This is a genomic window from Streptomyces sp. NPDC104381 (assembly GCF_055583745.1).
In genome coordinates, this window is sequence record NZ_JBVJNK010000008.1 from 11,287 (window position 1) to 38,095 (window position 26,809).

A 26,809-nucleotide genomic window follows, 5' to 3' on the forward strand; every position below is an offset into this window, starting at 1 on the left:
TCACCCTCCGGCGGGCAGACCGGTGGTCCGGGGGGCGTTGGCCAGGTGCGCCCCCACGCGCTTGACCATGAGCGTCATCTCGTACGCCACCTGCCCCACGTCCGAGTCCGAGTCGGCCAGGACGGCGAGACAGCTGCCGTCCCCGGCCGCCGTGACGAAGAGGAAGGCCTCGTCGAGCTCGACCACGGTCTGCCGGACGCGGCCGGCGTCGAAGTGACGGCCGACGCCCTTGGCGAGGCTGTGGAACCCGGAGGCGACGGCCGCCAGGTGCTCGCTGTCCTCCCGGGTCAGGTCCTGGGACGTGCCGGTGGCGAGGCCGTCGCTGGAGAGCACCAGCGCCTTGCGGATGCTCGCGACACGCTCGACCAGTTCGTCGAGGAGCCAGTTGAGCTCGCCGGAGCCCTGGCGTGAGGCGTTGTGTGCTGCGGCGTTCGGTGCGGTCATCGACCGTCCCCTCCCGGAGTCGTTCCTGGTGCTGTATCGCCGGGGCCGGTCACGTCCTCGGCGTTCTGCCGACGGCCGCGCTGCCAGCCGCGTTGAAGCGAAGCCATGCGGTTGCGTACTTCGTCCGCGTCACGTTCGAGGTCGTCGTCGGTGTCCGCGGGGGCGTGGCCGGAAGTCCGCGCTGCGGAGTCCTCCCGGAGCTGTGGGGCGAGGTTCGCCTGGCGGACCCTGCGCGGGAGGCCGCCGATGGTGTCCGGCGCGGACGGCCGGGGCGCCGGCCTGAGCCGCGGCGGGGTCTCGTCGGCCGGGGAGGCGCCGGGCCCGGCGTCGACGGACCCGGTCCCGGACCCCGGGGCTTGGGGACCGTCGGCCGTACCGGGGTGGGAGCGGCCGCCGTCGCCGATGCGGCGGCCCTGGCCGGTGACGAGGGTCGGTGACTTGCGGCGCGGCAGCGGGACGGGGCCCACGGGCCGCATCGGCCGGACGTCGGCCGAGCGGCCGTCCGTCGCGTCGAACGCCTGCTGGTGCTGTTCCCGGTCGGCTTCCCTGCGCAGGTCGCGGGCCCGGAAGATGCCGCCCCGCTCGCTCTCGGTGTCCTCGAGGTCGGACACGCCGTCGAGGACGGGGCCGAGCGCCGGGTCGAGCTCCCGGTCGCGGGCCGGGTCGGTGAACCCGAGTGTGCCGACCGGGCCTTCGAGCTCGACGGGGCCGTCGAGGACGGACGGGTCGGTGAGGCCCGTGGGCACCGGGGAGAGCCCGGACGGCCTGCCCGGGATGTCCGCGTCGGCCACCCCGTCCCTGCGGGCCTTGTCGCTGCCGGGTACGCCGCTGCCGGGCCGCCCGCTGCCGATGGCCTTCTCGGCCCGGCGGTCGAGGCGGAAGCCGGTGCCGTGCGTGTCGGGGGCGTCGGTGAGGAGCTGCGCCGGGATGAAGACGACCGCGGTCGTCCCCCCGTACGGAGAGGTCTGGAGCGACACCCTGACGTTCTGGCGCTGGGCGAGCCGGCTGACGACGAACAGGCCGAGCCGGTCGGTGTCGGAGAGCTCGAAGTCGGGTGTCTCGGCGAGCCTCAGGTTGGCGTCCAGGAGGATCTCCGGCGCCATGCCGAGGCCGCGGTCGTGGATCTCCAGGGTGAAGCCGTTGGCCACACGTTCGCCGTGGACCTGCACCGCGGTGTGCGGGGGCGAGAACACCGTGGCGTTCTCCAGCAGTTCCGCGATCAGGTGGGTGAGGTCGGCGACGGCCGGGCCGCCCACGCCGATGCGGGGCAGCCGGCGGACCTCGATCCGCTCGTAGTCCTCCACCTCGGCGACGGCCGCCCGTACCACGTCCATGAGCTGGATCGGCTTGCGCCACTGCCGGGACGGGGCCGCCCCGGAGAGGATCACGAGGCCTTCGGCGTGACGGCGCATACGGGTCGTCAGGTGGTCGAGGCGGAAGAGGTCGGCGAGCTCGTCGCTGTTCTCGGTACGCCGCTCCATCGCGTCCAGGAGGGTCAGCTGCCGGTGCAGGAGCACCTGGTTGCGGCGTGCGAGGTTGACGAAGACCTCGGACACGCCCCGGCGCATGTCCGCCTGCTTGACGGCGGCCTCGACGGCGGCCCGCTGGAGGGTGTTGAGTGCCTGTCCGACCTGGCCGATCTCGTCCCGCTCGTAACTGAGGTGCGGGGCTTCGGTCTCCACGTCGACCTGCTCGCCGGCGGCCAGCCGCCGCATCACGCTGGGCAGCCGGACGCCGGACACCTCGTGCGCGTCCTTGCGGAGCCGGGAGAGATCGCGGACGAGTTCGCGTCCCACCCGTACGGAGACGAAGACGGAGACGAGCAGGGCGACGAAGCCCAGGACCCCGGCGACACCGGCCTGGATCAGGACCCGGAATCCGGCGGGTTCCGCGCGGTCCTGGAAGCGGTTGGACATCTCGGTGCCGTCGTTGGCCAGGTGCTCCAGGACGGGCGGTGCCACCTCCTCCCAGCGCTCGGAGTCGATGGCGCCGGCCTCGGTGATCGGGCCGGTGGCGATGAGCTTCTGCTCGGCGGTGCGCAGCGGCTCGGTGTCGGGGCTGCGCCAGTACTGCTCCATGCGCCCGCGTTCGCTCGCGGGCAGGAGTTCGAGGTTGACGTCGTACAGGAGCGAGCGGCTGGCGGCGAGGTCGGAGACGGCGCGCAGCTCGGGGGCGCCGAGGCGGCCGGCGATGAGGCCCGACACGATCAGGGCGTCCTCGCGCGAGAGCATCTCGCGGGCCCGGGAGATGCCGACCAGGGCGCGGACCTGCTTGTCCATGGACACGTTCTCCATCGTGTGGAGACCGTTCAGGAAGCGGTAGCAGGGGTCGACGAGGCCGTTGTAGAAGTCGAGGGCCCTGGTCCGGTCGATGGTGCGCTTCTCGACGGATCCGCGCAGCGCGTCCAGGCCGTCGACCTCGCTGAGGATCGAGTCGAGCTGGGCCTCGGACTCGGGGCTCAGCTTGTCGCGGATGTCCTTGCTCCGCGCGCTCTGCCTGACCTCGGCCACGACCTGGTCGGTCCGGGCGCGTTGGCGGCGCAGCAGGGGCAGGGCGTCCGAGGCCCGGGGGTCGGCGAGGAAGACGAGTGTCTGGCGGCGTTCGCCCTGGACGGCGCGGATGGTGTCCTCGAGCGGGTGGCCGACCTGCTCCACGATGGCGCTCGCGCCCATCAGTTCACCGGCCTCGCGGCCGGTGACGTAGGTGGCGAAGACCCAGAGTCCGGTGAGGGAGGCGAGCGGCACCAGGAGCAACGCCACGATCTTCCTGCGGATGGACTTCCCGCGAAAGCGCATGGCCTCCCCCAGCTCGGCCCCGCACCGCGGGGGTGGTGTCGTGTCGGTCCCGGTTGTTCCGGTCGCCCGGGTCCTACCGGTCGTTCGGGTGTCGCTGCCGCAGCTCGTCGAGCGTCGGCCGGTGTTCCGTCAACAAACGGCGTGAGCCTACTACTGACCTACCGGTAACTCGAAGACGTGTCCGGACGATTACAGGCCACTCTTCCTCGCGTTGCTCACCAGTTGTCCTGGTATTCCCTGAGAGGAAATTCGCGAAAGCGACAGAGAAACCCTGGCCGAACCCGGTGTATCCACACACGGCAGTTGGCTGGAATTCTTCGTTCCGTGACCTTTCGGGGCCGGGTGCGGCCTCCGGCGGGAATCTTCACGATCCGGCGTTCGTCCACACGTACGGGGCAGAAGAACTCCACGGGGGTACGTGCGACAGGCAAGCGGTTCCGCCCGCGTAGACGGGGCGGGAGCCGGGCAGCCACCCTTGAGTCGGACTGTGGTGGGGAGTTGAAGGTCTTGGACACGGAGGAGCGCCGGGGTGCGGCGGCATCACCGGCCGGCGGGTCACCGGCAGCCACGTCACCGGCCGGCCACGCGGGGGCAGGCGCCCCGGGGTCGGGCGCGGCACCGGCCACGGCTGCCGGCGCCCGGATCCCCCGGCAGCTGTGGGTCGAGGAACCCGCGATACGGCGCCGGATGCCGGATCCCGTACGGACGGCCGCCGTGCGGGCCGTCCTCATCATGTCGCTGACCATCATTCAGGCCGTGGTGGCCTTCCTGTGCACGCTGGCCGGGTCCTGGCTCGCCTTCCCGATGGTGCTGAGCAGTGTGGCGGGCACGGTGGTGGCGACCTGGTCGGTGCTGGACGTCTGGGTGACCCGGCAGGTGTGGAACCAGCGCAACGGCGTGGTGTCCGTCCCCAGCAGCACGGCGCGCCACATGCGCCGGGAGCGCCGGACGGCCAGGCGCGCCGCGCGGTCCCGGGAGCGCGGGGAATCCCGGATACGCCGCCGGGGCGAAGGCGGCCTCTCCCGGGCCTGACCGCCGGCGCCCCGGCCTCACCTACTGCTGTTCACCGGCCTGCCGGGCGGGCTCCGTCCGCGTGGCCGTCATCTCCGTACGCATCTCCGGGACCGCCGTGGCGCCCGGGGCGCCGGCCGGCTCTCCGCTCCGCTTGAACATGCGGGTGGCGGTGATCTCGCCGTGGACGGTCTCGCCCGCCGGGTCCTGCTGGGGCAGCCCCGGCCTGAGGTGCTCCTCGACGCTGATGTACTTCAGCCCGGCGCGCAGGTCCGCGTCGTTGCGCAGCCGGATGACCAGCGGGAACTCTGCGAGCGCCGTGGTGTCGAACAGCCCGGTCGTGTAGAGCAGCTGGACTCCCAGCGCGTCGGAGACCGCGCGCTGGAGCTCCAGTAGGTACGTCGCGTTCGCACGCCCGATGGGGTTGTCGAGGAAGAGGGTGCCCGCGTGGCGGTGCCGGTCGCGGCCCCGGTCGTTGCTGCGCAGGGCGGCCATCGTGCAGTAGAGCGCGATCGCGGCGGTGAGCAGCTGGCCGCCGGAGAAGACGTCGCCCATCTGTCCGACGGGGACGCGCTCGGCTCGGAGCACCGCGTCCGGCTTGAGGATCTCCACGGCGATGCCCTTGGGCTCCAGCGCCGCCTGGACTCCGCGCAGCAGGAGGGACATGCCGTCCCTGCGGAGGTCGGAGTTCTTCTTGAGGGCGGCGTGCGTGGCCTCGTCGATGACCTCGCCGAGCCGCTCGGTGAGCGTGGCCTGGTCGGGCTCCTCGAAGCGGATCCGGAGGAACTCCTGCCCGGACCACTCCCCCAGCCCCTCGGGCAGCTGGGAGAGCCGCTGGGCGGAGCGGAGCGTGGTGAGGGCGGACTCCACGAGGCCGCGGAGCCGGTCGACGATGGAGTCGCGGTTGCGCTCCAGCTGGGCCAGCTCGTCGGTGAGCACCCGCAGCCTGGGCGCGAAGGCCGCGGCCCATTTGGCGGCGTGGTCGGGCAGGGCTGCGGCCGGGAGTTCACGGATCTGCTGGCGGGCCGGGGTGCGGACCTGTTCGTAGCGGGTGGAGTTGGCGTGCCGTACGAGGACGTCGCTCGCCTCCCGCACCGCGCTCTCCGCCGCCGACAGGTCGGTGGCGCAGCCGCGCAGTGAGCGGCGGGCCTCCGCGGCCGACTGCCGGGCCTCCTCCAGGGTGCCCGGGTACGGATCGGGGGACTCGGTCTCGTCCTCCGCGCCGTGGTCCCTGAGCAGGTCGCGCAGGAGTGCGGCCGTCTCGTCGAAGCCGCTCGCCGAGTCCTCGGCGGTGCGGTGGGCGCGCAGCAGTTCGGCGTGGGCGGCGCGCGCGGTGTCCAGCGCGGCGGTGGCCGTGGCCAGTTCGGCCGTCGCCGTACGGAGCAGGGCCTGGGCCTCGTCGGCGTCGGCCGGGGCCAGGTCGTCGGGAAGCTCGGTGTGGTGCGGCGCCTCGTCGGCGGGGGCGAGCCGCTCGGCCTCGCCGCGCAGCCGGCCGAGCTGCTCGCTGGCCGTGGACGCGCGGGTCTCCAGGAGCTGCACGAGGGACTCGGCGCGGGCGGCGGCGGCCTGCCGGGAGGGCCCGTCGGCGCCGTCGGTGCCTTCGAGGAGCTGGGCCGCGCGGGTGCGGACCTTGTTGGTGAGGCGGTCGAGTTCGGCGAGGGCGGCGCTCTCGTCGCTCTCGGCGCGTGCCTGCTCGGCGCGGAGGTCGGCTCCGACGCCCACCTTCTCGTACAGCCGGGAGGCGGCTCGGTACGCCTCGCGCAGGGCGGGCAGGGAGGTGCGTGCGGCGGAGGGGCCGGGCTCCGGGAGGGACTCCGGGGCACCCGCGATCTCGGCGCGCTCGGCGCGCAGGGCACGGGCGGTGCGGTGGGCGTCGTCCGCAGCGCGCTGGGCGGCCCTGCGGTCCTCGTCGGCGGCGCGCGCCCGCTCCAGGCACGCCGTGGCCCGTGCCTCGGACTCGGCTGCCTCGTCGGTCAGTTCACGCAGCCGCGCCTGCCAGCCGGCCCGGTCGCGGAGCCGGTGGGCGAGACCGGCGAGGGCGTCGGCCGCGCGGCGGGCGCGCTGGGCCGCCTCCTGCCGCTCGTCGCGGACGCGTGCGGCGTCGGCGGCGGCCTCGTCGGCCTCGGCGCGCACGGTGCGGGCCTCGGCCAGCGCGGCTTCCGCGGTCTCCGCGGCGGCGCGGGCCGTACCGGCGGCGTCGCGGAGCTCGGCGAGCATCCCGGGCGGGCAGTCGGCGCGCCAGGAGCCGATCCGGGCGGCGAGGGAGCGGTCGGCGGTGAGCCGGGCCGCGAGTGACCTGATGTCCTCGTCGCGTGCCGCGGCCCGGGCCCTGAGTGCCTGGCGCTCCTCGTCGGCGGCGTGTTCGTCGTGCATCGCGGGGTTCGGCGGGACGAGGAACACACCGTCGTCGCCGGGCCCGGCGGGCGACGGTACGGGGGCGAGGAGGGCGGCGGTGGTGCCGACGGCCACGGCCGACCGGGGCAGCAGGGCGGCGGCGGCCAGGACCTCACGGGCGCGGGTGTGCGCGTCCGGGTCGGTGATGACGACGCCGTCGACGAGCTCGGGCCGTGCGGCCAGGACCGCCGCGTGGTCGGCGGGGTCCACCGCCTGGGCGAGGTAGCGCCAGCCGGGCAGGGCCGGGATGCCGTGCTCACCGAGGTACTCGACGGTGGCGAGGACGTCGGGCCCCGGGGGCAGCAGTCCTCCGTCACCGAGGGCGCCGAGGATGCGGGAGTCGTCGGCGGCCGCGGTGCGCAGGTCGAAGAGCCGTCGTTCGGCGGCGGCGACGCCCTGGTCGAGGAGCTCCCGCAGCTCGTCGGCGTTGGTGTCGAACTCCTCGGCCGTGAGGGACCGCTCGTCGCCGGGCGTCTCCTCGGGCGCGCCGTCGCCGGTCTCGTCCGTACCGGCGGCGGCGCGTCGGGGGCGGGGCACTCCGGCCGCCGTCGGCAGGCCCAGCAGGTCGGCGAGGCGGTGGTCGGCGGCGATCGACTCGGCGGCCCTGCGCTCGGCCTCGTAGGACTGTTCGGCGGCCTCGGCGCCGTCTGCGGCGCGGGCCGCGGCGAGCTCGGTGCGGCTCTCCGCTGCCGCGGCCTCGCGTGCCTGGTCGGCGGTGGCCCGGGCGGCTTCCCGCGCGGTGTCCCAGGCGGCGACCGCGCTCTGTTCGGCGTCGTTGGCGGCGAGGGCCGCGCGGGCCGGGTCGGCGTCCGGCGCGGTGTCGTCGAGCCAGCCCGCGCGCACGGCTTCGGCGGTCTCCTGCTCGACCTCGGCGAGGCGCTGGCGCAGGTGGCCGGCCTCGCTGCGGGCGCGCTGGGCCTCGGTGGCGGCGGTCGTGGCGTCCCGGTGCGCGGTCTCGCCCGTGGTCTGGAGGGTCGCGGAGCGCTCCTCCTCCTCGTCGGCCACCCGTTCCCCCGCCTCCGCGGCGGTGTGCAGGGCGCGTACGAGGTCGGCGGCGGCCGTGGCGCGGGCGGCGAGGGCGGGGGCCGCGTCGCGCTCGGCCTCCCGGATGGCGACGGCGACACGGGCCGAGCGGTCGGCGGCGGCCCGGTGGCGCAGGACGGCTTCAGCGGCCTGCCAGGCGGCGTGCAGGGTACGGGCCTCGCCCAGCTCACGGCGCTGTGCCGCCGCGCTCCTCTCGGCGGCGGTCAGGGCCAGGGAGGCGTGCCGGTAGGCCAGTTCGGCCGCGATCAGGTCCCGTCGGCCGCGGGTCGTCTCGGCCTCGGTGACGGTGTGGGCGGCGGCCGTGACCTGCCCGGCGAGCTCGGCGGTGCGGCCCCGCTCCTCGGCTGCCCGGCCGGAGAGCCTGCGGGCCAGGGTCCTGGTGCGCCGCTCGGCACCGGCGTGGACGTCGCGGCTGCGGGCCCTGGTCGCGGTGGCGTCGACGATCCGGCCCAGCAGGTCGACCGAACCGGCGGTGAAGTCGCATTCCGCGGTGAGTTCGGCGCGGCGTCCGAGCTTGTTCCCGAAGCCGCTGACGAGGTCGGCGAGGCCGTCCGTGTCACGGGTGTCGGTGACGGCCCGGAGCAGCAGGTCGGTGAAGTCGGAGTCCTTCTTGACGGCGAAGAGGCCGGCGGCCTCGCCCTCGTCGGCGTTCATCTCGCGCTGGTAGCGGAAGAGTTCGGGGTCGAGGCCGAGGTCGCCGAGGTGTTCGTTCCACCGGTCGTGGATCTCTTCCCAGTGCACGTCGAGGTGCGGGTAGAACTTGCCGGCGTCCGTGAGGGCGTCGCGGAAGCCCTTCATGGTGCGGCGCCGTCCACGGGCGCCCGAGACGCCTTCGGCGGGGCGGCCCACCGCGCTGGCCTCCGCGACGGGGAGGCTGTCGAGGCTGAGACCGGGGCCGGGCCGGAAGGAGTACCAGGCCTCGGCGAACTTACGCGGGTCGTTGGAGACCTGGCGGCCCCGCCACTCGCTGACCTTGCCGACGACGACGCACTCACCGGTCTGGGTGTGCTGCCACTCCAGGGCGACATGGCCGCAGTCGTCGGCGAGCAGGAACTTGCGCAGGACACCTGAGCTGGCGCCGCCCAGGGTGTTGCGGTGGCCGGGCAGCATCACCGAGAAGATCAGCTTGAGCAGGACGGACTTGCCACCGCCGTTCTCCAGGAACAGCACGCCCGCGGGCGCGGGCCGGCGCGGCGGGCCGACGGGTTCGTCCTCGAAGAACTCCGCCTGGGCCGGGGCGGGCCTCGGCACGGGCTCGCCGACTCCGCGCAGGTCGAGCACGGTGTCGGCGTAGCGCGCACCGGCGGGCCCGATGGAGTAGAGGCGGACCCGGGACAACTCGTACATGGCGGCGGACTCTCGTCGTTCAGGCGGCGGGCGGGCGGCCGGAGCGCCAGGGGGCGGCTCGGCGGTGGGCGGTCAGGAGTGGAAGGGGAGCCCCGCGTCGGCGGCCAGCTCCAGGCCTTCGGTGTCGGGCGGCGGCAGCAGGGTGGCCGAGCCGTCGGTGACGGGGACGACGCCGAGCTCCAGCAGTTCGGCCATGGCGGCGCTGCCGGCCATGTCGCGCACCTGGAGCTGGTAGCGGGCGGTGGTGCGGTAGGCGCCGCCCGCGTCGTCCCCGGTGCGCTGGAGGAAGCCCGAGTCGGTGAGGAAGGCGACGGCCTTGCCGATGATGCCGGTGGTGGAACCGGCGAGCCTGCGGGCGTCCTTGGTGGCCCCGGTGGCGCTCCGCCGGGAGTAGATCCGCCAGCCGGATTCCAGGCCGGGGGCGTCGGTGGCGGGGTCGGTGTTGTCGCCCTGCTCCTCGGCCCGCTCCTCCAGGCGCTGACAGGCCTGGCGGACGAAGGCGTCGACGCCGTTGACGGTGATGCGGCCGATGTAGGAGTCGTCGGCCAGGTCCTCGGGGCGGGGGAAGGCCATGGCGGCGACGGCGAGGTGGGCCAGCCCGTGCAGGAAGCGGTCGGCGGAGTCGGAGGAGGCGCGCCGGGCGTAGTCGCCCATGCGTACGGCGAAGACGGAGTCCTCGCCCGCGGTGACGGCCATCCCCGCGCGGGTGGAGACCTCCAGGACGATCAGCCCGAGGCCGGTCGCGACGGCGTCGGCGAGCCGGGCGAAGGCGGACTCCTCCCGGTAGCGGCGGAGCAGCTCGGTGTATTCGGCGTCGCGGGCCGGCATCAGCTTGGGCTGCAGCCCGAAGGAGACCAGCCGGGCGGCGTCGGCCGCGTCGGCGGGGGTGACAGCGGCGGGAGCGGCCGGCCGTGCGGCGTCGGCCGCGTGCGTGAGGGGCTGGCCGCCCCACGCGTCGGTGGGCTCGGCGTACTGCTCGCTCAACTCGGTGTCTCCTCGGTGCGGGTGCCGCTCTCGGGCGGCAGGGGGCGGGTGGTCGGGCGAGGGACCGTGAGGACGCTCACGAGGCGTCCTTGCGGTCCGCGGCCATGCCCGCCGCGTCCAGCAGGGCCATGCCCACTATCAGGTCGGCTCCGCCGAACTCGTGGTCGTCGAGCGGGGTGCCGTCGTCGACGGCGAACAGCAGGCGGCGCTCGCCCTGGCGGTAGGCCGTGCCGACGGGCGGGCTCGCCGCGTGGACGGCGAGAAGGGCGACCAGGTAGGGCAGCTCCGGGTCGTGCAGCCGGGCCTCGGCGAGGAGTCCGGAGAGCCGTCGCGGGGCGTCGTGCTCCAGGTCGAGCAGGTCCATCGCGGCGGCGAGCTGCTCCTCGCTGAACCGGCTGTCGTCCGGGGTGGCGATGAGGTCGGGCTCGGGCATCTCGGCGCCCAGGTGCTCGCGCTCCACCGGGGGCATGAGCAGCATCTCGACGAGATCGCCGACCCGGACCGAGACGGGGGTGCGCAGCCCGGTGCCGTGGGCGAAGAACGCGTCGGTGGCCCGGGTGGCCTGTTCGACGGGGAGCGGCAGCAGGGGGACGACGAGCTGTCCGTACAGGTCGAGCCCGGCCTGTGCCGTGGGGGTGGCGAATGCCTGCCGGTCCTGCTCGGCGCGGAAGAGGGGTCCGGCCTCCAGCAGTCTGGACTGGAGCTGGGTGTGGCGGCGGATGCAGTCCTTGACGATGTCGACGAGCTCGGCGGCGCGGCGCTTGTTCTCGGGTTCCTCCGCCTCGTCCCTGGCCTTGCGGATGTTGGTGAGGATCGCGTTCTCGTGGCGGTAGCGGTCGGCGACGTGGTCCAGCGCCTCGTCGATCATGTCCGGTACGGCGTTGAGCCAGTCCACCGCGCGGACGTTGCGCCGGGTCGCCTCCAGCGTCCTGCGGAGCGTCTCGGCGTACTGCACGGTGCGGTAGCGGGCCTGTTCGGCGGCGAGCTGGGCGTCGGCGAGGCGGCCCCTGCTGATGAGGACCTCCAGCTTCACCTCGGCGGCGATCTGGGCGCTGGTGACGTCCGTGTCCAGGGCGCCGACCAGGACGTTGACCGCCTCGTCGGTGGCCCGGAGATAGACGCTGCCGCCGTGGCCGGGGACCTCCTCGACGAGCTTGAAGTCGTAGTCCCTGCGGACGTAGACGCCGTCGGGGCCGAAGGTGCCGTACGCCGCGCGGAAGCCGCGGTCCACGCTCCCGACGTTGATGAGGTTCTCCAGGACCCAGCGCGCGACCCGTTCGTGCTCGGTGACGGGGCGGCCCGGCGCCTGGGCCGCGACGCGCGGCAGGAGCCTGGCCACTATCTGGTCGTGGTCGGCTCCGGTGTCGAAGTCCATGTTGAGGGTGACCAGGTCGATGGCGGCGAGGGCGACCTCGGCCATCGCGTAGACCGTGTACTCGCCGGCCAGATTGGCCTTGCGCACGTCCAGGTCGTGCAGCGGGGCGGTGCAGGCGAGCGCGCGCAGCCGACGCGAGAGCCCCTCGTCGGCGGCGGGTCCCGGGGCGGGCCTCGGTCCCGCGCTGAGCTGGGGCGCAGCGGTCTGGGTGTCGGCAGGCGATGTCACGCTGCACAGATTAGGTCCTCGCACCGACAACGGTCGAAACGGCGCAGAAGCGACCGGTCACGGAGGCCCGTAGCCGCCGCCTCCGGGAGTGCGCAGCACCAGGACGTCGCCGGTGTCCAGCTCGGCGGTGTCGCAGCCTTCGAGCGGGGTCACGGTCTTCCCGCCGGCCCGTTCGACGTACTGCTCGCCGAGTGCTCCGGGGCCGCCTCCCGCCATGCCGTACGGGGGCACCCGGCGGTGCCCCGACAGCAGGGCCACGGTGACGGGTTCGAGGAAGCGGAGCCGCCGTTCCACGCCCCGGCCGCCGTGCCACCGGCCCCGGCCGCCGCTGTCCTCGCGTACGCCGAAGCTCTCCAGCAGCACCGGGTAGCGCCACTCCAGGATCTCCGGGTCGGTGAGGCGGGAGTTGGTCATGTGGGTCTGCACGGCGTCGGCGCCGTCGAAGCCGTCCCCGGCGCCGGAGCCGCTGGCGACGGTCTCGTAGTACTGGACCCGGTCGTTGCCGAAGGTGAGGTTGTTCATGGTGCCGGAGCCCTCGGCCTGCACACCCAGGGCCGCGTAGAGCGCGCCGGTGACGGCCTGGGAGGTCTCGACGTTGCCGGCGACGGTCGCCGCCGGGTGGACGGGGGCCAGCATGGACCCCTCCGGGACGCGGATCTCCAGGGGTTTCAGGCAGCCGCTGTTGAGCGGGATGTCCTCCGCGACGAGCGTCCGGAACACGTAGAGGACGGCGGCCATGACCACGGAGGTGGGGGCGTTGAAGTTGCCGGGCTGCTGCGGGGAGGTGCCCTCGAAGTCGATGACGGCGGTCCGGGCGTCGTGGTCCGCGGTGACCTTCACGGCGATGACGGCGCCGTTGTCCGTCCTGTAGCGGCAGGAGCCGTCGCGCAGCCCGGCGACGATCCGGCGTACGGACTCCTCGGCGTTGTCCTGGACGTGGCCCATGTACGCCTCGACGACGTCCTGCCCGAACTGGTGGGTCATGCGCCGCAGTTCCGTGATGCCCTTCTCGTTGGCGGCGATCTGGGCGCGCAGGTCGGCGAGGTTGGTGTCCGGGTCGCGTGAGGGGTGGGGGGCGGTGGTGAGCAGGTGCCGGGTCTCCGCCTCGCGGAGGGTTCCGTCGCGCACCAGCAGCCAGTTGTCGAAGAGGACGCCCTCCTCGTCGACCGTGCGGCTGAAGGCGGGCATGGAGCCCGGGGTGATGCCGCCGATCTCGGCGTGGTGGCCGCGTGAGGCGACCAGGAAGCGGAGCCGGCTCTCCCGTCCGTCGGCCGGCTCGTCGAACACGGGTGTCACGACGGTCACGTCGGGGAGGTGGGTGCCGCCGTGGTACGGATCGTTGACGGCGTAGACGTCACCGGGCCGCAGGGAGCCCCGGTTCCGCCGCAGCACCTCCTTGATGGACTCCCCCATCGATCCCAGGTGCACGGGGATGTGCGGGGCGTTGGCCACCAGACGGCCGTCCGCGTCGAACAGAGCGCAGGAGAAGTCCAGCCGTTCCTTGATGTTGACGGAGTGCGCCGTGTTCTCCAGTCGTACGCCCATCTGTTCGGCGATCGACATGAAGAGGTTGTTGAACACTTCGAGCATGACCGGGTCCACGCGGGTGCCGACGGCCTTCCGCTCGGGGCGGGGTTCGGTCCGGCGCAGCACGAGGTGTCCGGCCGGTCCGGCCGTGGCCTGCCAGCCGGGGTCCACGACGGTGGTGGCGTCGTCCTCCGTGACGATCGCCGGGCCGGTCACGGTGTCCTCGGCGCGCAGGGTCGCCCGCCGGTACAGGCCGGCGTCGCTCGGGCCGTCCCCGGTGAACACGGTGACGGTCCCCAGGGGCAGGACCGGGCCTTCCGCGGCGCCCGCGCCGGCCCGGGGCGGGGTGTGCGGTCCCGCGCTCCCGGTGGCCTCCACGGAGACGGTCTCGGCCACCAGGGGCTTGTCCATGGTGAATCCGTAGCGGGTCCGGTGGGCCTCGGTGAACTCCTCGGTCATGGCGGCGAGGGGAGCCTGGGCGACGGGCAGGGAGGCGTCCGTGCCGGCGTAGCGCACGAGGATCCGTGCGCGGGTGCCGATGGCGCTGTCGGGGAGGCCGTCGGCTCGGAGTTCGGCGCGGGTGCGCTCCGCGAGTCCGTCGCAGACGGCCCGCAGCCGGCTTCCCGCCACCTCGTCCAGGGCGGCCTCGACGGACTGCTCGCGCATCGCGGTGGCGTCGGCGAGACCGATCCCGTACGCGGAGAGGACACCGGCGAGCGGCGGTACGAGGACGGTGTCGATGCCCAGGGCGTCGGCGACGGCGCAGACGTGCTGTCCCCCGGCGCCCCCGAAGCCGGTGAGCGCGTAGCGGGTGATGTCGCGGCCGCGCTGGACGGAGATCTTCTTGACGGCGTTCGCCATGTTGAGCACGGCGATCTCCAGGAAGCCGGCGGCCACCTCGGCGGCCGTACGCGTGTCTCCCACGGCGGCCGACACCTCCTCGGCCAGCGCCTCGAAGCGTTCCTCCACGACACGGGTGTCGAGCGGCCGGTCGCCCTCGGGGCCGAAGACGGCGGGGAAGTGCTCGGGGCGGATGCGGCCGAGCATCACGTTGGCGTCGGTGACGGTGAGCGGCCCGCCCCGCCGGTAGCAGGCAGGACCGGGGTCGGCTCCGGCCGAGTCGGGGCCGACCCGGTAGCGCCGTCCGTCGAAGTGCAGGACGGATCCGCCGCCGGCGGCGACGGTGTGGATGCTCATCATGGGCGCGCTCATCCGCACCCCTGCCACCCGGGTCCCGAGCTCGCGCTCGAACTCGCCCGCGTAGTGGGAGACGTCGGTGGAGGTGCCGCCCATGTCGAAGCCGATGACCCGGTCGTGGCCGGCCTGTCCGGACGTACGCACCATGCCGACGACACCTCCGGCCGGTCCGGAGAGCACCGCGTCCTTGCCCCGGAAGTGCGCGGCCTCGCGCAGTCCGCCGTTGGACTGCATGAACATCAGCCGGATGCCCGGGAGTTCGCGGGCGACCTCCTCGACGTAGCGGCGCAGGATCGGTGAGAGGTAGGCGTCGACGACGGTGGTGTCGCCGCGCGGTACGAGCTTGATCAGCGGGCTGACCTCGTGCGAGCAGCTGACCTGGGTGAAGCCCGCCGCCCTGGCCTCCTCCGCGACGGCCCGTTCGTGCTCCGGGTGGCGGTAGCCGTGCATGAGGACGACGGCCGCGCTGCGCATGCCGTCCGCCGCGGCCGCCCGGAGCCGCTCGCCCACCGCGGCGCGGTCGAGGGCCCGCACGGTCGCTCCCCGGGCGTCGGTGCGCTCCGGGACCTCGACGACCCGGTCGTAGACGGCCTCGGGGAGCAGGATGCGCCGGTCGAAGAGGCGGGGCCGGTTCTGGTACGCGATCCGCAGGGCGTCCCGGAAACCCTCGGTGATGACCAGGACGGTGGGCTCGCCCCGGCGCTCCAGGAGGGCGTTGGTGGCGACCGTCGTGCCCATCTTGACGCCGGCGACGCGGTCGGCGGGGACCGGGTCGTGGGGGCCGAGGCCGAGCAGCAGCCGGATGCCGGCGACGGCCGCGTCGCGGTAGCGGCCGGGGTCGTGCGAGAGCAGTTTGCGGGAGATGAGCCGGCCGTCGGGGTCACGTCCCACCACGTCCGTGAAGGTGCCGCCCCGGTCGATCCAGAACTCCCAGCGTCCGGTCATCCCTCCATTCTGGCGCGGGGGACGAACGACCGCAGATACGGCGTGGGGAGCGGGTCGCTCAACCGTCGACGCCGGGCGGGAAGGATGCGGTGCCGCTGACGACACGCGTACGGGAGGTGTCACCGCGCCGGGCGTGCCCTTGCCGGGTGGATACGCCGGCCCCGGGGAACGTCCTGGGGGTGTGTGCGCCGCGCGCCCCCGACGCGCGGCATCCGGAGCTCCGTGAATCTGCGGAGCGCCGGCTCAGACGGCGGGTGCGTCCGGTCCGATCCTGCTGCGTACGGCCGTCTGGACCTCGGCCTCCTCGGCCGGGTCGGCGGCGAGCCGCCTCAGCCGTTCGGCGACCCGGATGTCCCCGGTCTCCGCGTGGTGCGCGGCCAGTTCACGGGTGGTCTCCTCGCAGTCCCAGAGGCATTCGACGGCGAATCCGCTGGCGAAGGAGGGGTCGGTGGCGGAGAGCGCGCGGGCGGCGCGGCCACGCAGGTGCGAGGAGGACGTCTCCCGGTACACATGACGCAGGACGGGTGCGGCGCACGCGATGCCCAGGCGCCCCGCGCCGTCGACGAGGGTCCACAGACGAGGGGTGTCCGGGCCCTCGCCGCGGACCGTCTCGCGCAGTGCGGCGAGGACGAGCGGGGCGTCCTGCACGGCGCCGCGGCAGGCCAGGACCCCGGCCGCCGAGGCCCCGAGGGCGTCGGGGCGGTGGGCCCAGCGCCGTGCCCGGTCGACCGCCGCTTCTCCGCACATGCGCTCGAAGGCGGCGACGGCCGCCTCGGCGACGGTGGGTGACGGGCCGCCGACGGCCTGCTCGACGAGGTCGAGCACGGCGGGGTCCCGGGCCTCGGCCAGATAGTGCAGGGCGGCGCAGCGCGCGCCCTCGGGGCCGCTGCGGGCGGCCTCGACGATCGTGGGCCGGTCCTCGGCCCCGGCGACGGCGGAGAGGCAGCGGGCCGCGGGGACGTGCAGCGCGCTGCCGCGCTCCAGCCCTTCCTGGGCCCAGTCGAAGACGGCCTGGACGCTCCAGCCGGGACGCGGTCCGCCGGGCCTCATCTGCCGCTGCCACCGGTCGAAGGAGCCCTGCTCCGTCGCGGCCCTGACCCGGGCGCCGACCGCTTCGCGCGGGTCGTCGGCCCAGAGCCGCCAGGGCCGGGGCTCGAAGGCGTCCCGTACGGAGGCGGCGAGGTCGGCCGCGCCCTCCGCGGTGGCGGGGAATCGGGCGAGCACCGGCTCGGCGAGGGAGCGCAGCCCGGCGTCGTCGTCGCGCAGGGCCAGCTCGTCGAGGGCCCACGCCCAGTTGGCGCCTGCGGCGGCGTACCGGCGCAGGAGCGCGAGGGCGTCGTCGCGGCCGTAGGAGGCGAGGTGGCCGAGCACTGCCAGGGCGAGCCCCGTGCGGGAGTCCTCGGTGTCGAGGTGGTCCTCGGGGTCGAAGAGGTGCCGCTCGATCTCCTCGGTGCCACCGTCGAGGTCGAGGTAGAGGCGTGCGTAGTAGAGGGAGCGGTTCTCGACCTGCCAGTCATGACGCGGATCGCTCAGGACGCAGTGGTTGAGAGCCGTCAGGGCCTCGGGGCGCGGGGCGGCGAGTGCGTGGAGCGTGCCGTCGCCGCGGCCCCTCTGCAGCAGGCCGAGCAGGGTGCCGCTCGGCGCTATGAACGGATCGAACATGGGGAAAGCCTCACATCAAGCTGTCGACGCAACCGGGACTGTGCTGTTCCATGTGCCGGGGTGACATCCCCTAGGCCGCGCAGCAACATGATCGGCCGACCGCCGTCTTCTGCCTGGTGCTCATCTTCCTCTGCCTCTCGTCGGTGGTCCGGAAGGGACCCGCGACGTCATGATGACCCAGCCATTTCGCCGACGCGACCACATTTACGACGCACCGGCCGGCGCGCGGCCCGGACGGCGTCTCAGCGCGCACCGAAGAGTTCCAGCAGGTCGTCCTTGCCGAACATGCGCGCGGTGTCCACGGCGGAGGGTGTTCCGGCGGCCGGGTCGGCGCCCGCCGAGAGCAGCGCGTCGATCACTTCGCGCTCGCCCTTGAAGACGGCGCCGGCGAGCGGGGTCTGCCCCCGGTCGTTGGCACGGTCCGGGTCGGCGCCGCGGCCCGCGAGGGCGACGACGGCGGGGGCGTGCCCGTGGTAGGCGGCGAGCATGAGCAGGGTGTCGCCCCGGTCGTTGGTGAGGTTCGCGGGGACGCCCGCGTCGACGTAGGCGGCGAGTGCGTCGCTCTCCCCCTGGCGGGCCAGGTCGAAGACCTTGGTCGCCAGCTCGACCACCTCGGGATCGGGGGTTTCGCTCATCGGACGGACCGCCTTCCAGTGCCGTGGTCGCGGTTGCTGACCTGGTGGGGAGTACGGCTGGGGGCCGTACGAGTGAATCGACAGAGTACTGCTCCGGGCAGTCGTGAGCCTGCCCCGGAGCGCCGGAAGATCACCGTCCACGCGCCGCTTTCCGGTGGGGACGGGGCCGACGGGACACCCGGGGCGCCCGGGTCGCCGCCTTCCGCCCACCAGTTGAGTGAAATGGAAGGATATTCACTCACTTGCACCTTTTATCGTATAGGTACATCTTGTGATCCTGGAAGTACTCATGGTGACTGTCCCCTTCAACCAGGAGAACCGCTCATGATCCTCTCCATCTCCGGCGTGGTACTGCTCGGCATCATCGTCTTCCTGTTCTTCAAGAAGGACGGGCTCAAGGCGTCCCACGGCCTCATCTGCGCGCTGTTCGGCTTCTACCTGGCCGGCACGGCCATCGCCCCGAGCATCACGGCCGGCGGGGCGAGCCTCGCCAGCATGCTGGGCGGAATCAAGTTCTGACGCTCCGAAACCGCTCCCACCTCTCCAGGAGACCGACGTGGCCCGGCGACCACTCCCCCGCATTCTTCAGCGCGGCAGCGCTTCGATCACCCGCAGTCGCGAGATCGCGCGCACGGCCGCCGACAACGCCACCGACGTCCTCCATCCGCTCATCACGGTCACCCGTGGTCTGCGGCTGCTGGCGGGAGCCGGGCGGCAGAAGTGGGCCGCGACGCCCAGGGACCGGCGCGGACACGTGCTGTTCCTCGTCGCGGCCTGCGTACTGGTGGTGGCGCTCATCCCCTACGGGCCTCTGCTGGCCCTGATCTCGGTGATGGGCGCTGCCGCATGGCGGGGGCGCGACCGCACCCCCGCGAGGACCGGCCCCGACGAGGCCGGGACCGCGCGGCTCCAGGCGCTGTACGAAGCGCTGGTGCCGCACTTCTCCGTGGCCGACGACCCCGGCCCGCTGTTCTCCCACGGCGGCGACTGGGAGAAGGCCTTCGGCACGTCGTACGCGTTCGACGGCGACGGGCGCCTCACCCGGCTCCAGGTGAACTACCCGGCGTACTTCACCGACGGCGACCCCGCGTCCCGGGCCCGGGTCGAGCAGGTGCTCCACGCCAAGTCCGGCCGTGGCCGTGAGTACCACTTCGCCTGGGACGAGGAGGCCAACCACCTCCTCATGACCGTGCTCTCCCCGCTCCCCACGACCATCGCCGCCCAGCGCTTCGTCACCGCGCCCGGCGAGACGGTCCTCGGCTTCACCGACGCCGACGCGGTCCGGCGCACCGTGCCGGTCCAGGACGGCGACGTGACCCGCGACGCCTCCCCCGTGATCTGGCGGACCGGCGCGCGTTCGACGGAGCCCCACCTGCTGATCGCGGGGCACCCGGGCAGCGGCACCACGACCCTGATGCGCTCCCTCGCGCTGCAGGCCCTCCAGCACGGCGACATCCTCGTCGTGGAGGGCGGCGGCACCGGCGAGTACGGCGTCCTGACCGGCCGGGACGGCGTGCTCGCGGTGGAGCGCGGACTGGCCGGGGCGCTCGCGACACTCGAATGGGCGGCGCACGAGACCGAGCGGCGGCTCATCGCCGCCAACCGGGCCCGCCAGGCCGGCCATCCCGAGCCCGAGGACATCAAGCGGCCCCTCTGGATCCTGCTGGACCGCCCGAGCGCACTGGGACACCTGGCCGCGGCCGACGGCAGGCAGGACCCGCAGGAACTCCTCCAGGTCCCGCTGCGGCACGGCCGCGCCGCCGGGGTGACGGTCGTGGTCGCGGACCAGTTCGACAGCCTGGACGCCCTCACCGGCACCGTACGCAACCACACCAGGGCACGCGCCGTCCTCGGCCCCGCCGACCGCGAGGAGGTCGAGGCGGTCCTGGGCGTCCAGCCGCACACCACGCCCACCTCCGACGTCCCGGCGGGCCGTGGCTACGCCCGGCTGGGCGCCGGGCCCGTCCTGCGGCTCCAGGTGCCGGCCACCCCGGACCCGTACGACGAGGCCACCAGCGAGGCGCACCGGCAGGCGGTGCTGGAGCTGCTGCCCGGCGGGGCGCCCGCGGTGGAGCAGGCCGGGCCGGTGGAGCAGGCCGAGCCCGTGTCCGTGCACACCGAGCAGCTGATCGGTGCGCCGGCCGCCGCCGAGGGGTGAGTCCGCGGGCGCCTCAGGCCACGAAGGTCCGGGGCGCCTCGGCTCCCGCGCTCGCGCCGGAGCCGACCAGCTCGGCGGCGGCCGCCAGGCGCACCGCCGCCTCCTCCGCCACCGGGCCGCCCACGGTGAAGGGCAGCCGCACATAGCCCTCGAAGGCCCCGTCGACCCCGAACCTGGGCCCCGACGGGACGCGGACCCCGACCCGCTCGCCGGCCACGGCCAGCCGGGAGCCGGAGAGCCCGCCGGTGCGCACCCACAGGGTGAGGCCGCCGCGCGGCACCTCGAACTCCCAGGCCGGGAGCTCCCGGCGCAGGGCGCGCACCAGATCGTCCCTGTTCTCCCGCGCCTGTTCACGCCGGATGGCGACGGCCTCCTCCCAGCCGCCGGTCCGCATCAGCCAGTTGATGGCGAGCTGTTCCAGCACGGGCGTCCCCATGTCGGCGTACGCGCGTGCGGCGACCAGGCTGCGGATGACGTCCGGGGCGGCCCGCACCCAGCCGATGCGCATGCCGGCCCAGAAGGCCTTGCTCGCCGAGCCGACGGTCAGGACGGTGCTGCCCGCCGGGTCGAACGCGCAGACCCTGCGGGGCATCTCGACGTCCGCGTCCAGGTGCAGCTCGTGCATGGTCTCGTCGACCACCAGGACCGTGCCCGCCGACCGGGCGGCCTCGACCAGGGCGCGGCGCTGCTGCTCGTCGGCCAGGGCCCCGGTGGGGTTGTGGAAGTCGGCGACGACATAGGCGAGCCTCGGCGCGGCGTCGCGCAGGACCTGCCGCCAGCGGTTCATGTCCCAGCCGCCCAGACCCTCCTCCATCGCCACGGGCACCAGCCTGGCGCCCGCCTCCCGCATGAGCTGCAGGATGTTGGCGTAGCTCGGGGACTCCACGGCGATGCGCTCGCCGCGCCCGGCGAAAAGATGGCAGATGGCGTCGATGGCGCCCATCGCCCCGGTGGTGACCATGATCTGCTCGGGCATCGTGGGGATGCCGTGCCCGGTGTAGCGGTCCGCGATCATCTGGCGCAGGGCGGGCAGCCCGGCCGGGTAGTCGCCGTGGGTGTGGGCGTACGGCGGCAGCTCCTCCAGGGCGCCCTGGACGGCCCGGGTCAGCCACGGTTCCGGGGCGGGCAGCGAGGCGCAGCCCAGGTCGATCATGGAGCCCAGCGACTCCGGGGGCAGCGGTTCGAGGCCCCGCGCGGGCAGCGGATTGCCCGCCGGGACGGCGGTCCAGCTGCCGGCTCCCCGGCGCGACTCCAGGAACCCCTCCGCCCGCAGCGCCTCGTAGGCCGCGGCGACGGTGGTCCGGCTGAGGGAGAGGGCCAGCGCGAGTTCGCGCTCGGCGGGGAGCCGCGCGGCGACCGGGACGCGGCCCTCCAGGACGAGCAGACGCACCCCGTCCGCGAGGGCACGGTAGGCGGGCGGCTTACGGGTGCCCGGCGGCAGGGGACGCGCCTGCTGGCCCTGGAGCTGGCGGGCGAGCTGCGCCGCGCCGACCGTCGAAGTCCACTGCGCCATGGAAATCAGTCCACCTTCCTCGGATTGGCCATAGTTGGCGGCCGATCCCCCGCCACAGAGTGACATGCAGCAGTCCACTACCACCACACAGGGGGCACCACTTGTCCGACACCACTTCTCCGAGCGGCACCCGGCTCGGCCGGCGGCTGACCCATCTGTACGTGGGCCTGGCCCTGTACGGGGCGAGTTCGGCTCTGCTGGTCAGGGCCGGGCTGGGGCTGGAGCCGTGGGGGGTGCTGCACCAGGGGCTGGCCGAGCGGACCGGCATCTCCATCGGGGTCGTCTCGATCATCGTCGGGGCGGTCGTCCTGCTCCTGTGGATCCCGATCAGACAGCGCCCGGGGCTCGGCACCGTCTCCAACGTCTTCGTCGTCGGCATCGCGATGGACGGCACGCTCGCCCTCCTGCCGGACGTCCACGGCCTCCGGGCGCAGATCCCGCTCATGGCCGCGGGCATCGTCCTCAACGGCGTCGCCACCGGCCTGTACATATCGGCCCGCTTCGGGCCCGGTCCGCGCGACGGCCTGATGACGGGCCTGAACCGGCTCACCGGCCGCTCGATCAGGCTGGTGCGTACGGCGATCGAGGTGGCCGTGGTGGTGACCGGCTTCCTGCTCGGCGGCTCCCTCGGCGCCGGCACGGTCCTCTACGCCCTGGCCATCGGGCCGCTCGCCCAGTTCTTCCTGCGGGTCTTCGACCTCCCGGCGCCGGGCTCCCGCACCGTGGCCGTTGCCACCCGGACACCGGAAGGAGCGATACTTCCGCGGTGACCGCAGCGACTCCGGGGCGCCACCCCTATCTGGACCACCCTTCGACGATCCCCTTCGCCCACCGCGGCGGGGCGGCGGACGACAAGGAGAACACCGCGGCGGCCTTCCGTCGCGCGGCCGGCCTCGGCTACCGCTACTTCGAGACCGATGTGCACACCACGGCGGACGGCCGCCTGGTCGCCTTCCACGACCCGACCCTGGACCGGGTGACGGACTCCCGGGGGCGGATAGCCGAGCTGCCCTGGAGCGAGGTGCGCCGGGCCAGGGTGGCGGGCAGTGAGCCGCTGCCGCTCTTCGAGGAGCTGCTGGAGGAGTTCCCGGACTCCCGCTGGAACGTGGACATCAAGGCGGAGCCCGCCCTCGTCCCGCTCGTCGAGCTGATCCGCAGGACCGGTGCGTGGGACCGGGTCTGCGTGGGGTCGTTCTCCGAGGCGCGCGTGGCCAGGGCCCACCGCCTCGCGGGCCCGCGTCTGGCCACCTCCTACGGGGTGCGCGGCGTGCTCGGCCTGCGGCTGCGCTCGTACGGGATCCCGGCGGCGCTCCGGGCGGGCGCGGTCTGCGCACAGGTCCCGGAGAGCCAGAACGGCATCCGCGTCGTCGACCGGCGCTTCGTCCGCACGGCGCACGCGCGGGGGCTGCAGGTCCATGTCTGGACGGTCAACGAACCGGAACGGATGGCGGCGCTCCTCGACCTCGGGGTGGATGGCATCATGACCGATCACATCGAGACGCTGCGCACGGTGCTGAGCGAGCGGGGGGCCTGGGCCTGACGCCGGGACCGGCCGCGTCCCGCACGGACGATCGAGGGGGCGCGGCGTGAGCACCGGTATCGCAGGCACGGAGGACCCGGCCGGGCAGTCGGCCGAGGCCGCCGGCCGCAAACGGGAACAGCGCGGCTGGTACTTCTACGACTTCGCCTGCTCCGTCTACTCCACCAGCGTCCTGACGGTCTTCCTCGGTCCCTACCTGACGTCGATCGCCAAGGCGGCGGCCGACGCGGACGGGTTCGTGCATCCGCTGGGCATACCCGTGCGGGCCGGATCGCTCTTCGCGTACGCCGTGTCGGTGTCCATCGTGGTGGCCGTGGTCGTCATGCCCGTCGTGGGCGCGGCGGCGGACCGCAGCGGGCGCAAGAAGCCGCTGCTCGCGGCGGCCGCGTACACGGGAGCCACGGCGACGGCCTGCATGTTCTTCCTGGAGGGCCACCGCTATCTGCTGGGGGCGTTCCTGCTGATCGTGGCGAACGCGTCGATCTCCGTGTCGATGGCCCTGTACAACGCGTATCTGCCCCAGATCTCCACCCCGGAGGAACGCGACGCGGTCTCCTCGCGCGGCTGGGCCTTCGGGTACACCTCGGGCGCCTTCGTCCTCGTCCTGAACCTGGTGCTCTACACGGGCCACGACTCCTTCGGCCTGTCCGAGTCCGACGCGGTCCGGATCTGCATCGCCTCGGCGGGCGTGTGGTGGGGCGCCTTCGCCCTGGTGCCGCTGCGGCGGCTGAGGGACCGCCGGGTGGAGCCGGGCGGTGACGGCGCGGTGGGGTCGGGCTGGCGGCAGCTGCGGGCGACGCTGCGCGACATGCGCCGCCACCCGCTGACGCTCTCCTTCCTGCTGGCCTATCTGATCTACAACGACGGCATCCAGACGGTGATCTCCCAGGCCTCGCTGTACGGCTCCGAGGAGCTCGGCCTCGACCAGACGACCCTGATCACCGCGGTGCTGCTCGTGCAGGTCCTCGCGGTGGCGGGGGCGCTGGGGATGGGCCGGCTCGCCCGGGCGTACGGGGCGAAGCGCACGATTCTCGTCTCGCTGGCCGTCTGGACGCTGATCCTCGCCGCGGCGTACGTGCTGCCCGCCGACGCGCCGGTGTTCTTCTACGCCCTGGCGGCGGCGATCGGCCTGGTGATGGGCGGCAGCCAGGCCCTCTCGCGGTCGCTGTTCTCGCACCTCGTACCGCGGGGCAAGGAGGCGGAGTACTTCTCCGCCTACGAGATGAGCGACCGGGGCCTGAGCTGGCTGGGGCCCCTGGTCTTCGGTCTCGGATACCAGCTCACCGGCAGTTACCGGGATGCGATCCTGTCCCTGGTGCTCTTCTTCGCGCTCGGCTCGGTGCTGCTGGCGAGGGTTCCCGTACGGGCCGCCGTGGCCGCCGCGGGCAACGCCGTGCCGGACCGGATTTAGACGTTGAAGTGAAAGGCCGGTAGTGTACGCCTTTGGTCTGCCCGGAGGACCGTTACTGCCAGTGGAAGAAGCCAAACCGTTGGGTGACAACTTCGACCAGAGGTGACAAACCGGGCACCGGTGGGTAGTAAACCCGGACCAAGCAGCGGCACGACGGGCGACGCATGACCGGCAACGGGAATCTTTGCCGCCGACCGGACGTTGACCGGATGACGACGACAGCGACACCTGTCCTGTGGGCGACAAGCCCGGGAGGCACGATTCATGAGTGAGCGAGCTCTCCGCGGTACGCGACTCGTGGTTACCAGCTACGAGACGGACCGCGGCATCGATCTGGCCCCGCGCCAGGCGGTGGAGTACGCATGCCCGAACGGCCATCGATTTGAGATGCCGTTCTCGGTAGAGGCGGAAATTCCGGCGGAGTGGGAGTGCAAGGCGTGCGGCGCCACGGCACTCCTGGTGGACGGGGATGGCCCCGAGGAGAAGAAGGGCAAGCCCGCGCGAACGCACTGGGACATGCTCATGGAGCGGCGTACGCGCGAGGAGCTGGAGGAAGTGCTGGCCGAGAGGCTGGCGGTCCTGCGCTCCGGTGCCATGAACATCGCCGTGCACCCGCGGGACAGCAGGAAGTCTGCCTGACCGCACCACACCGCACGGATGCGCACCACCGCACCGATCAAGAGCCGCGGGCCGCGACACAGAACATGTGTCGCGGCCCGCGGCTCTTTGTCCGTGCGCGCGGTCGCTCCTCACGTCGAGGGGACCGGAGTGTCCGTACGCGCGTTCAGGGGATCAGGGGCGGGCGGTCCTGGCCGTCGTCGGGGCGGGGCCGTGCGGACGTGCCGTCCTCACGGATGACCTCGCCCTGCACCACCTTGCCGTCGGGCCGGTGGATACGGGCCTGCTGGAAGGCGTCGGAGAGGCCTCCCGGGGTCGCCGCCCTCATCCGGCGCTCCAGGGAGCGTTCCGTGTAGCGCCCGAGCACGGAGCGGACCGGGGGCAGCAGGAGCAGGAGCCCCGCGGCGTCGGAGACCACGCCGGGGATCATCAGGAGCAGACCGCCCAGCATCAGGAAGCCGTTGCCCTTGCTGCCCGCCGGGGCCGGGGCCTCGGCGGGCGTGGCGGGCGCGCCGGGCTGCCCCGGCATCTGCTGGAGGGTCTCGGTGAGGTTGCGGAAGGCCCGCCGGCCCGCCCGCTTGATCACCGCGGCACCGAGCACGGCGCCGGCGACCAGGATCAGCAGCACGGTGAAGCCGTTCGTCGCACCGGCCACCACGGTGAGCAGCCAGATCTCCAGCACCAGCCAGGCGGCGACGCCCAGCGGCAGGAGGGTACGGGCGCGTGAGCGCCGTGGACGGTTCGGAGGCGGTGTGCCGGTCGTCATGCTCCCAGTGTGCCTGCACCGGGGTGCGAGCGGCGTAAGGGGGTGATCATGGGACCGCGGGGGCGGTCAGGAGGCCTTGCGGCCCAGCACCTTGTTGGCCCGGCCGGTGATGCCCCACCCGGTGACCCGCCAGAGGGCCTCGACGAGGATGTCGCGGCTCATCTTGGAGTCGCCGATCTCCCGCTCCATGAAGGTGATCGGCACCTCGACCACGTGGTAGCCGGCCTCGACGGCCCGCCGGGCGAGGTCGACCTGGAAGCAGTAGCCCTGGGAGGCGACCTGGTCGAGGCCGAGGCCGTCCAGGGTCTCGGTGCGGAAGGCCCGGTAGCCCCCGGTGACGTCCCGGACCGAGAGGCCGAGCAGCATCCGGGAGTAGAGGCTGCCGCCGCGCGAGATCATCTCGCGGTGCCTGGGCCAGTTGACCACGCGGCCGCCCGGGACCCAGCGCGAGCCGAGGACCAGGTCGGCGCCCTTCAGGGCGGTGAGGAGCCGGGGCAGTTCCTCCGGCTGGTGCGAGCCGTCCGCGTCCATCTCGACCAGGACGCCGTAACCGTGCTCGGAGCCCCAGCGGAAGCCGGCCAGATAGGCGGCGCCGAGCCCTTCCTTGCCCTTGCGGTGCAGGACGTGCACCTGGCTGTCCGCCGCCGCGAGCTCGTCGGCGACCTTGCCGGTGCCGTCGGGGCTGTTGTCGTCGGCGACGAGGATGTCCGCTTCGGGGACGGCGGCGCGCACCCGGGCGACGATCAGCTTGACGTTCTCGGCCTCGTTGTAGGTCGGAATGATCACCAAGACTCCGCCGAGCGGGCCGAACTGCCTCTGACCGCCGTCGTTCACTACTGCCCCTTAAAGTCCGTACGCAGGTGCACACCATATCCAGCACGACGCGCCCGGACTCCGACGCGGTCACGGGGCGGCGTGTGGCGCACGGACAGAAGCGTGGAACTTCGGACAGAAGGGCGCCCCACTCCTGCGGATCGGGGCCCGGTGTCCTTCGGGCCGACCTGGGACCCGCTGGCTGCGGGTCGACCGAGAGCCGTTGTCTACTGAACCTCCGGGCCCCACCCGGGTCACACCTGCCGTCCGGACGAAACCTTCCCTCGCCCCCGAGGCGCGGGCGCTGAACCTGGCTGTCAGTGGTGGTGCGCCGGTGCGGCACACCACCCCATGACCCAGCGGCGTTCGACGACTGCGTGGAGGTTTGACCGGTCGGACGTC

At 73.5% G+C, this 26,809-nt stretch carries 18 protein-coding genes; 7 read left to right on the forward strand and 11 right to left on the reverse strand.

Translation table 11 applies throughout. The features are described from left to right. The gene (locus tag ACZ607_RS26750; RefSeq protein ID WP_124279812.1) at positions 1-444 is read right to left on the reverse strand and encodes a roadblock/LC7 domain-containing protein; all 444 of its coding nucleotides are present in this window, start codon (positions 442-444) and stop codon (positions 1-3) included. Next, positions 441-3,239, reverse strand: a complete 2,799-nt coding sequence (locus ACZ607_RS26755; protein WP_469738584.1) for a nitrate- and nitrite sensing domain-containing protein — start codon at positions 3,237-3,239, stop codon at positions 441-443. The genes ACZ607_RS26750 and ACZ607_RS26755 overlap by 4 nt, the downstream gene beginning before the upstream one ends. A gap of 507 nt (positions 3,240-3,746) precedes the next feature. Here ACZ607_RS26755 and ACZ607_RS26760 point away from each other — a divergent pair. Continuing rightward, positions 3,747-4,271, forward strand: a complete 525-nt coding sequence (locus ACZ607_RS26760; RefSeq protein WP_469738586.1) for a hypothetical protein — start codon at positions 3,747-3,749, stop codon at positions 4,269-4,271. Positions 4,272-4,292: 21 nt separating this feature from the next. Here the strand turns inward: ACZ607_RS26760 and ACZ607_RS26765 are convergent, their stop codons facing one another. The 6 genes from ACZ607_RS26765 to ACZ607_RS26790 all read right to left on the reverse strand — a co-directional run bounded on the left by ACZ607_RS26765 (position 4,293) and on the right by ACZ607_RS26790 (position 17,588). Next, positions 4,293-9,035, reverse strand: coding sequence for a hypothetical protein (locus ACZ607_RS26765; protein WP_469738588.1), 4,743 nt, complete (start codon positions 9,033-9,035; stop codon positions 4,293-4,295). 72 nt (positions 9,036-9,107) lie between these two features. Further along, complete coding sequence (locus ACZ607_RS26770) at positions 9,108-10,019, reverse strand: hypothetical protein (RefSeq protein WP_469738590.1); 912 nt, start codon at positions 10,017-10,019, stop codon at positions 9,108-9,110. A gap of 76 nt (positions 10,020-10,095) precedes the next feature. Continuing rightward, entirely contained in the window at positions 10,096-11,622 is a 1,527-nt protein-coding gene (locus ACZ607_RS26775) for a hypothetical protein (RefSeq protein ID WP_469738592.1), read from the reverse strand. A gap of 57 nt (positions 11,623-11,679) precedes the next feature. Continuing rightward, positions 11,680-15,291 (reverse strand): hydantoinase B/oxoprolinase family protein, encoded by a 3,612-nt coding sequence (locus tag ACZ607_RS26780; protein WP_469738594.1) that lies wholly within the window; start codon positions 15,289-15,291, stop codon positions 11,680-11,682. Between the two features lie 243 nt (positions 15,292-15,534). After that, positions 15,535-16,953, reverse strand: a complete 1,419-nt coding sequence (locus tag ACZ607_RS26785) for a HEAT repeat domain-containing protein (RefSeq protein ID WP_469738596.1) — start codon at positions 16,951-16,953, stop codon at positions 15,535-15,537. 242 nt (positions 16,954-17,195) lie between these two features. After that, the gene (locus ACZ607_RS26790) at positions 17,196-17,588 is read right to left on the reverse strand and encodes an ankyrin repeat domain-containing protein (RefSeq protein WP_469738598.1); all 393 of its coding nucleotides are present in this window, start codon (positions 17,586-17,588) and stop codon (positions 17,196-17,198) included. Positions 17,589-17,912: 324 nt separating this feature from the next. Here ACZ607_RS26790 and ACZ607_RS26795 point away from each other — a divergent pair, with 324 nt between their 5' ends. Together ACZ607_RS26795 and ACZ607_RS26800 are read left to right on the forward strand one after the other, a co-directional pair. Next, positions 17,913-18,107, forward strand: coding sequence for a hypothetical protein (locus ACZ607_RS26795; protein ID WP_277335051.1), 195 nt, complete (start codon positions 17,913-17,915; stop codon positions 18,105-18,107). 37 nt (positions 18,108-18,144) lie between these two features. Next, positions 18,145-19,746 carry a hypothetical protein gene (locus ACZ607_RS26800; protein ID WP_469738600.1) on the forward strand — a complete coding sequence of 534 codons (1,602 nt, stop codon included), beginning with the start codon at positions 18,145-18,147 and terminating at the stop codon, positions 19,744-19,746. A 13-nt stretch (positions 19,747-19,759) separates the two neighbouring features. On the opposite strand, the gene ACZ607_RS26805 is transcribed toward ACZ607_RS26800, so the two are convergent. Beyond that, complete coding sequence (locus tag ACZ607_RS26805) at positions 19,760-21,259, reverse strand: SCO1417 family PLP biosynthesis transcription factor (protein ID WP_469738602.1); 1,500 nt, start codon at positions 21,257-21,259, stop codon at positions 19,760-19,762. 101 nt (positions 21,260-21,360) lie between these two features. On the opposite strand from ACZ607_RS26805, the gene yczE reads away from it, so the two are divergent. The 4 genes from yczE to ACZ607_RS26825 all read left to right on the forward strand — a co-directional run bounded on the left by yczE (position 21,361) and on the right by ACZ607_RS26825 (position 24,849). Then, positions 21,361-22,029, forward strand: a complete 669-nt coding sequence (gene yczE / locus ACZ607_RS26810) for a membrane protein YczE (RefSeq protein WP_469738604.1) — start codon at positions 21,361-21,363, stop codon at positions 22,027-22,029. Further along, complete coding sequence (locus tag ACZ607_RS26815; RefSeq protein ID WP_469738606.1) at positions 22,026-22,799, forward strand: glycerophosphodiester phosphodiesterase; 774 nt, start codon at positions 22,026-22,028, stop codon at positions 22,797-22,799. Before yczE ends, ACZ607_RS26815 begins: the two co-directional genes overlap by 4 nt. A 46-nt stretch (positions 22,800-22,845) precedes the next feature. Next, positions 22,846-24,210, forward strand: a complete 1,365-nt coding sequence (locus tag ACZ607_RS26820) for an MFS transporter (protein WP_469738608.1) — start codon at positions 22,846-22,848, stop codon at positions 24,208-24,210. Positions 24,211-24,474: 264 nt separating this feature from the next. Then, entirely contained in the window at positions 24,475-24,849 is a 375-nt protein-coding gene (locus tag ACZ607_RS26825) for an RNA polymerase-binding protein RbpA (protein ID WP_078598328.1), read from the forward strand. A 145-nt stretch (positions 24,850-24,994) separates the two neighbouring features. On the opposite strand, the gene fxsA is transcribed toward ACZ607_RS26825, so the two are convergent. Continuing rightward, positions 24,995-25,594, reverse strand: a complete 600-nt coding sequence (fxsA, locus tag ACZ607_RS26830; RefSeq protein WP_469738610.1) for an FxsA family membrane protein — start codon at positions 25,592-25,594, stop codon at positions 24,995-24,997. Between the two features lie 66 nt (positions 25,595-25,660). Next, positions 25,661-26,428, reverse strand: coding sequence for a polyprenol monophosphomannose synthase (locus ACZ607_RS26835; RefSeq protein WP_469738612.1), 768 nt, complete (start codon positions 26,426-26,428; stop codon positions 25,661-25,663). Positions 26,429-26,809 lie beyond the last annotated feature (381 nt).

What these genes read in the sequence shown, in the direction of transcription:
- ACZ607_RS26750 (WP_124279812.1), bottom strand. Translation starts at nt 444, where the DNA reads ATGACCGCACCGAACGCCGCAGCACACAACGCCTCACGCCAGGGCTCC.
- ACZ607_RS26755 (WP_469738584.1), bottom strand. Translation starts at nt 3,239, where the DNA reads ATGCGCTTTCGCGGGAAGTCCATCCGCAGGAAGATCGTGGCGTTGCTC.
- ACZ607_RS26765 (WP_469738588.1), bottom strand. Translation starts at nt 9,035, where the DNA reads ATGTACGAGTTGTCCCGGGTCCGCCTCTACTCCATCGGGCCCGCCGGT.
- ACZ607_RS26780 (WP_469738594.1), bottom strand. Translation starts at nt 15,291, where the DNA reads ATGACCGGACGCTGGGAGTTCTGGATCGACCGGGGCGGCACCTTCACG.
- ACZ607_RS26785 (WP_469738596.1), bottom strand. Translation starts at nt 16,953, where the DNA reads ATGTTCGATCCGTTCATAGCGCCGAGCGGCACCCTGCTCGGCCTGCTG.
- ACZ607_RS26790 (WP_469738598.1), bottom strand. Translation starts at nt 17,588, where the DNA reads ATGAGCGAAACCCCCGATCCCGAGGTGGTCGAGCTGGCGACCAAGGTC.
- ACZ607_RS26795 (WP_277335051.1), top strand. Translation starts at nt 17,913, where the DNA reads ATGATCCTCTCCATCTCCGGCGTGGTACTGCTCGGCATCATCGTCTTC.
- ACZ607_RS26805 (WP_469738602.1), bottom strand. Translation starts at nt 21,259, where the DNA reads ATGGCGCAGTGGACTTCGACGGTCGGCGCGGCGCAGCTCGCCCGCCAG.
- ACZ607_RS26825 (WP_078598328.1), top strand. Translation starts at nt 24,475, where the DNA reads ATGAGTGAGCGAGCTCTCCGCGGTACGCGACTCGTGGTTACCAGCTAC.
- fxsA (WP_469738610.1), bottom strand. Translation starts at nt 25,594, where the DNA reads ATGACGACCGGCACACCGCCTCCGAACCGTCCACGGCGCTCACGCGCC.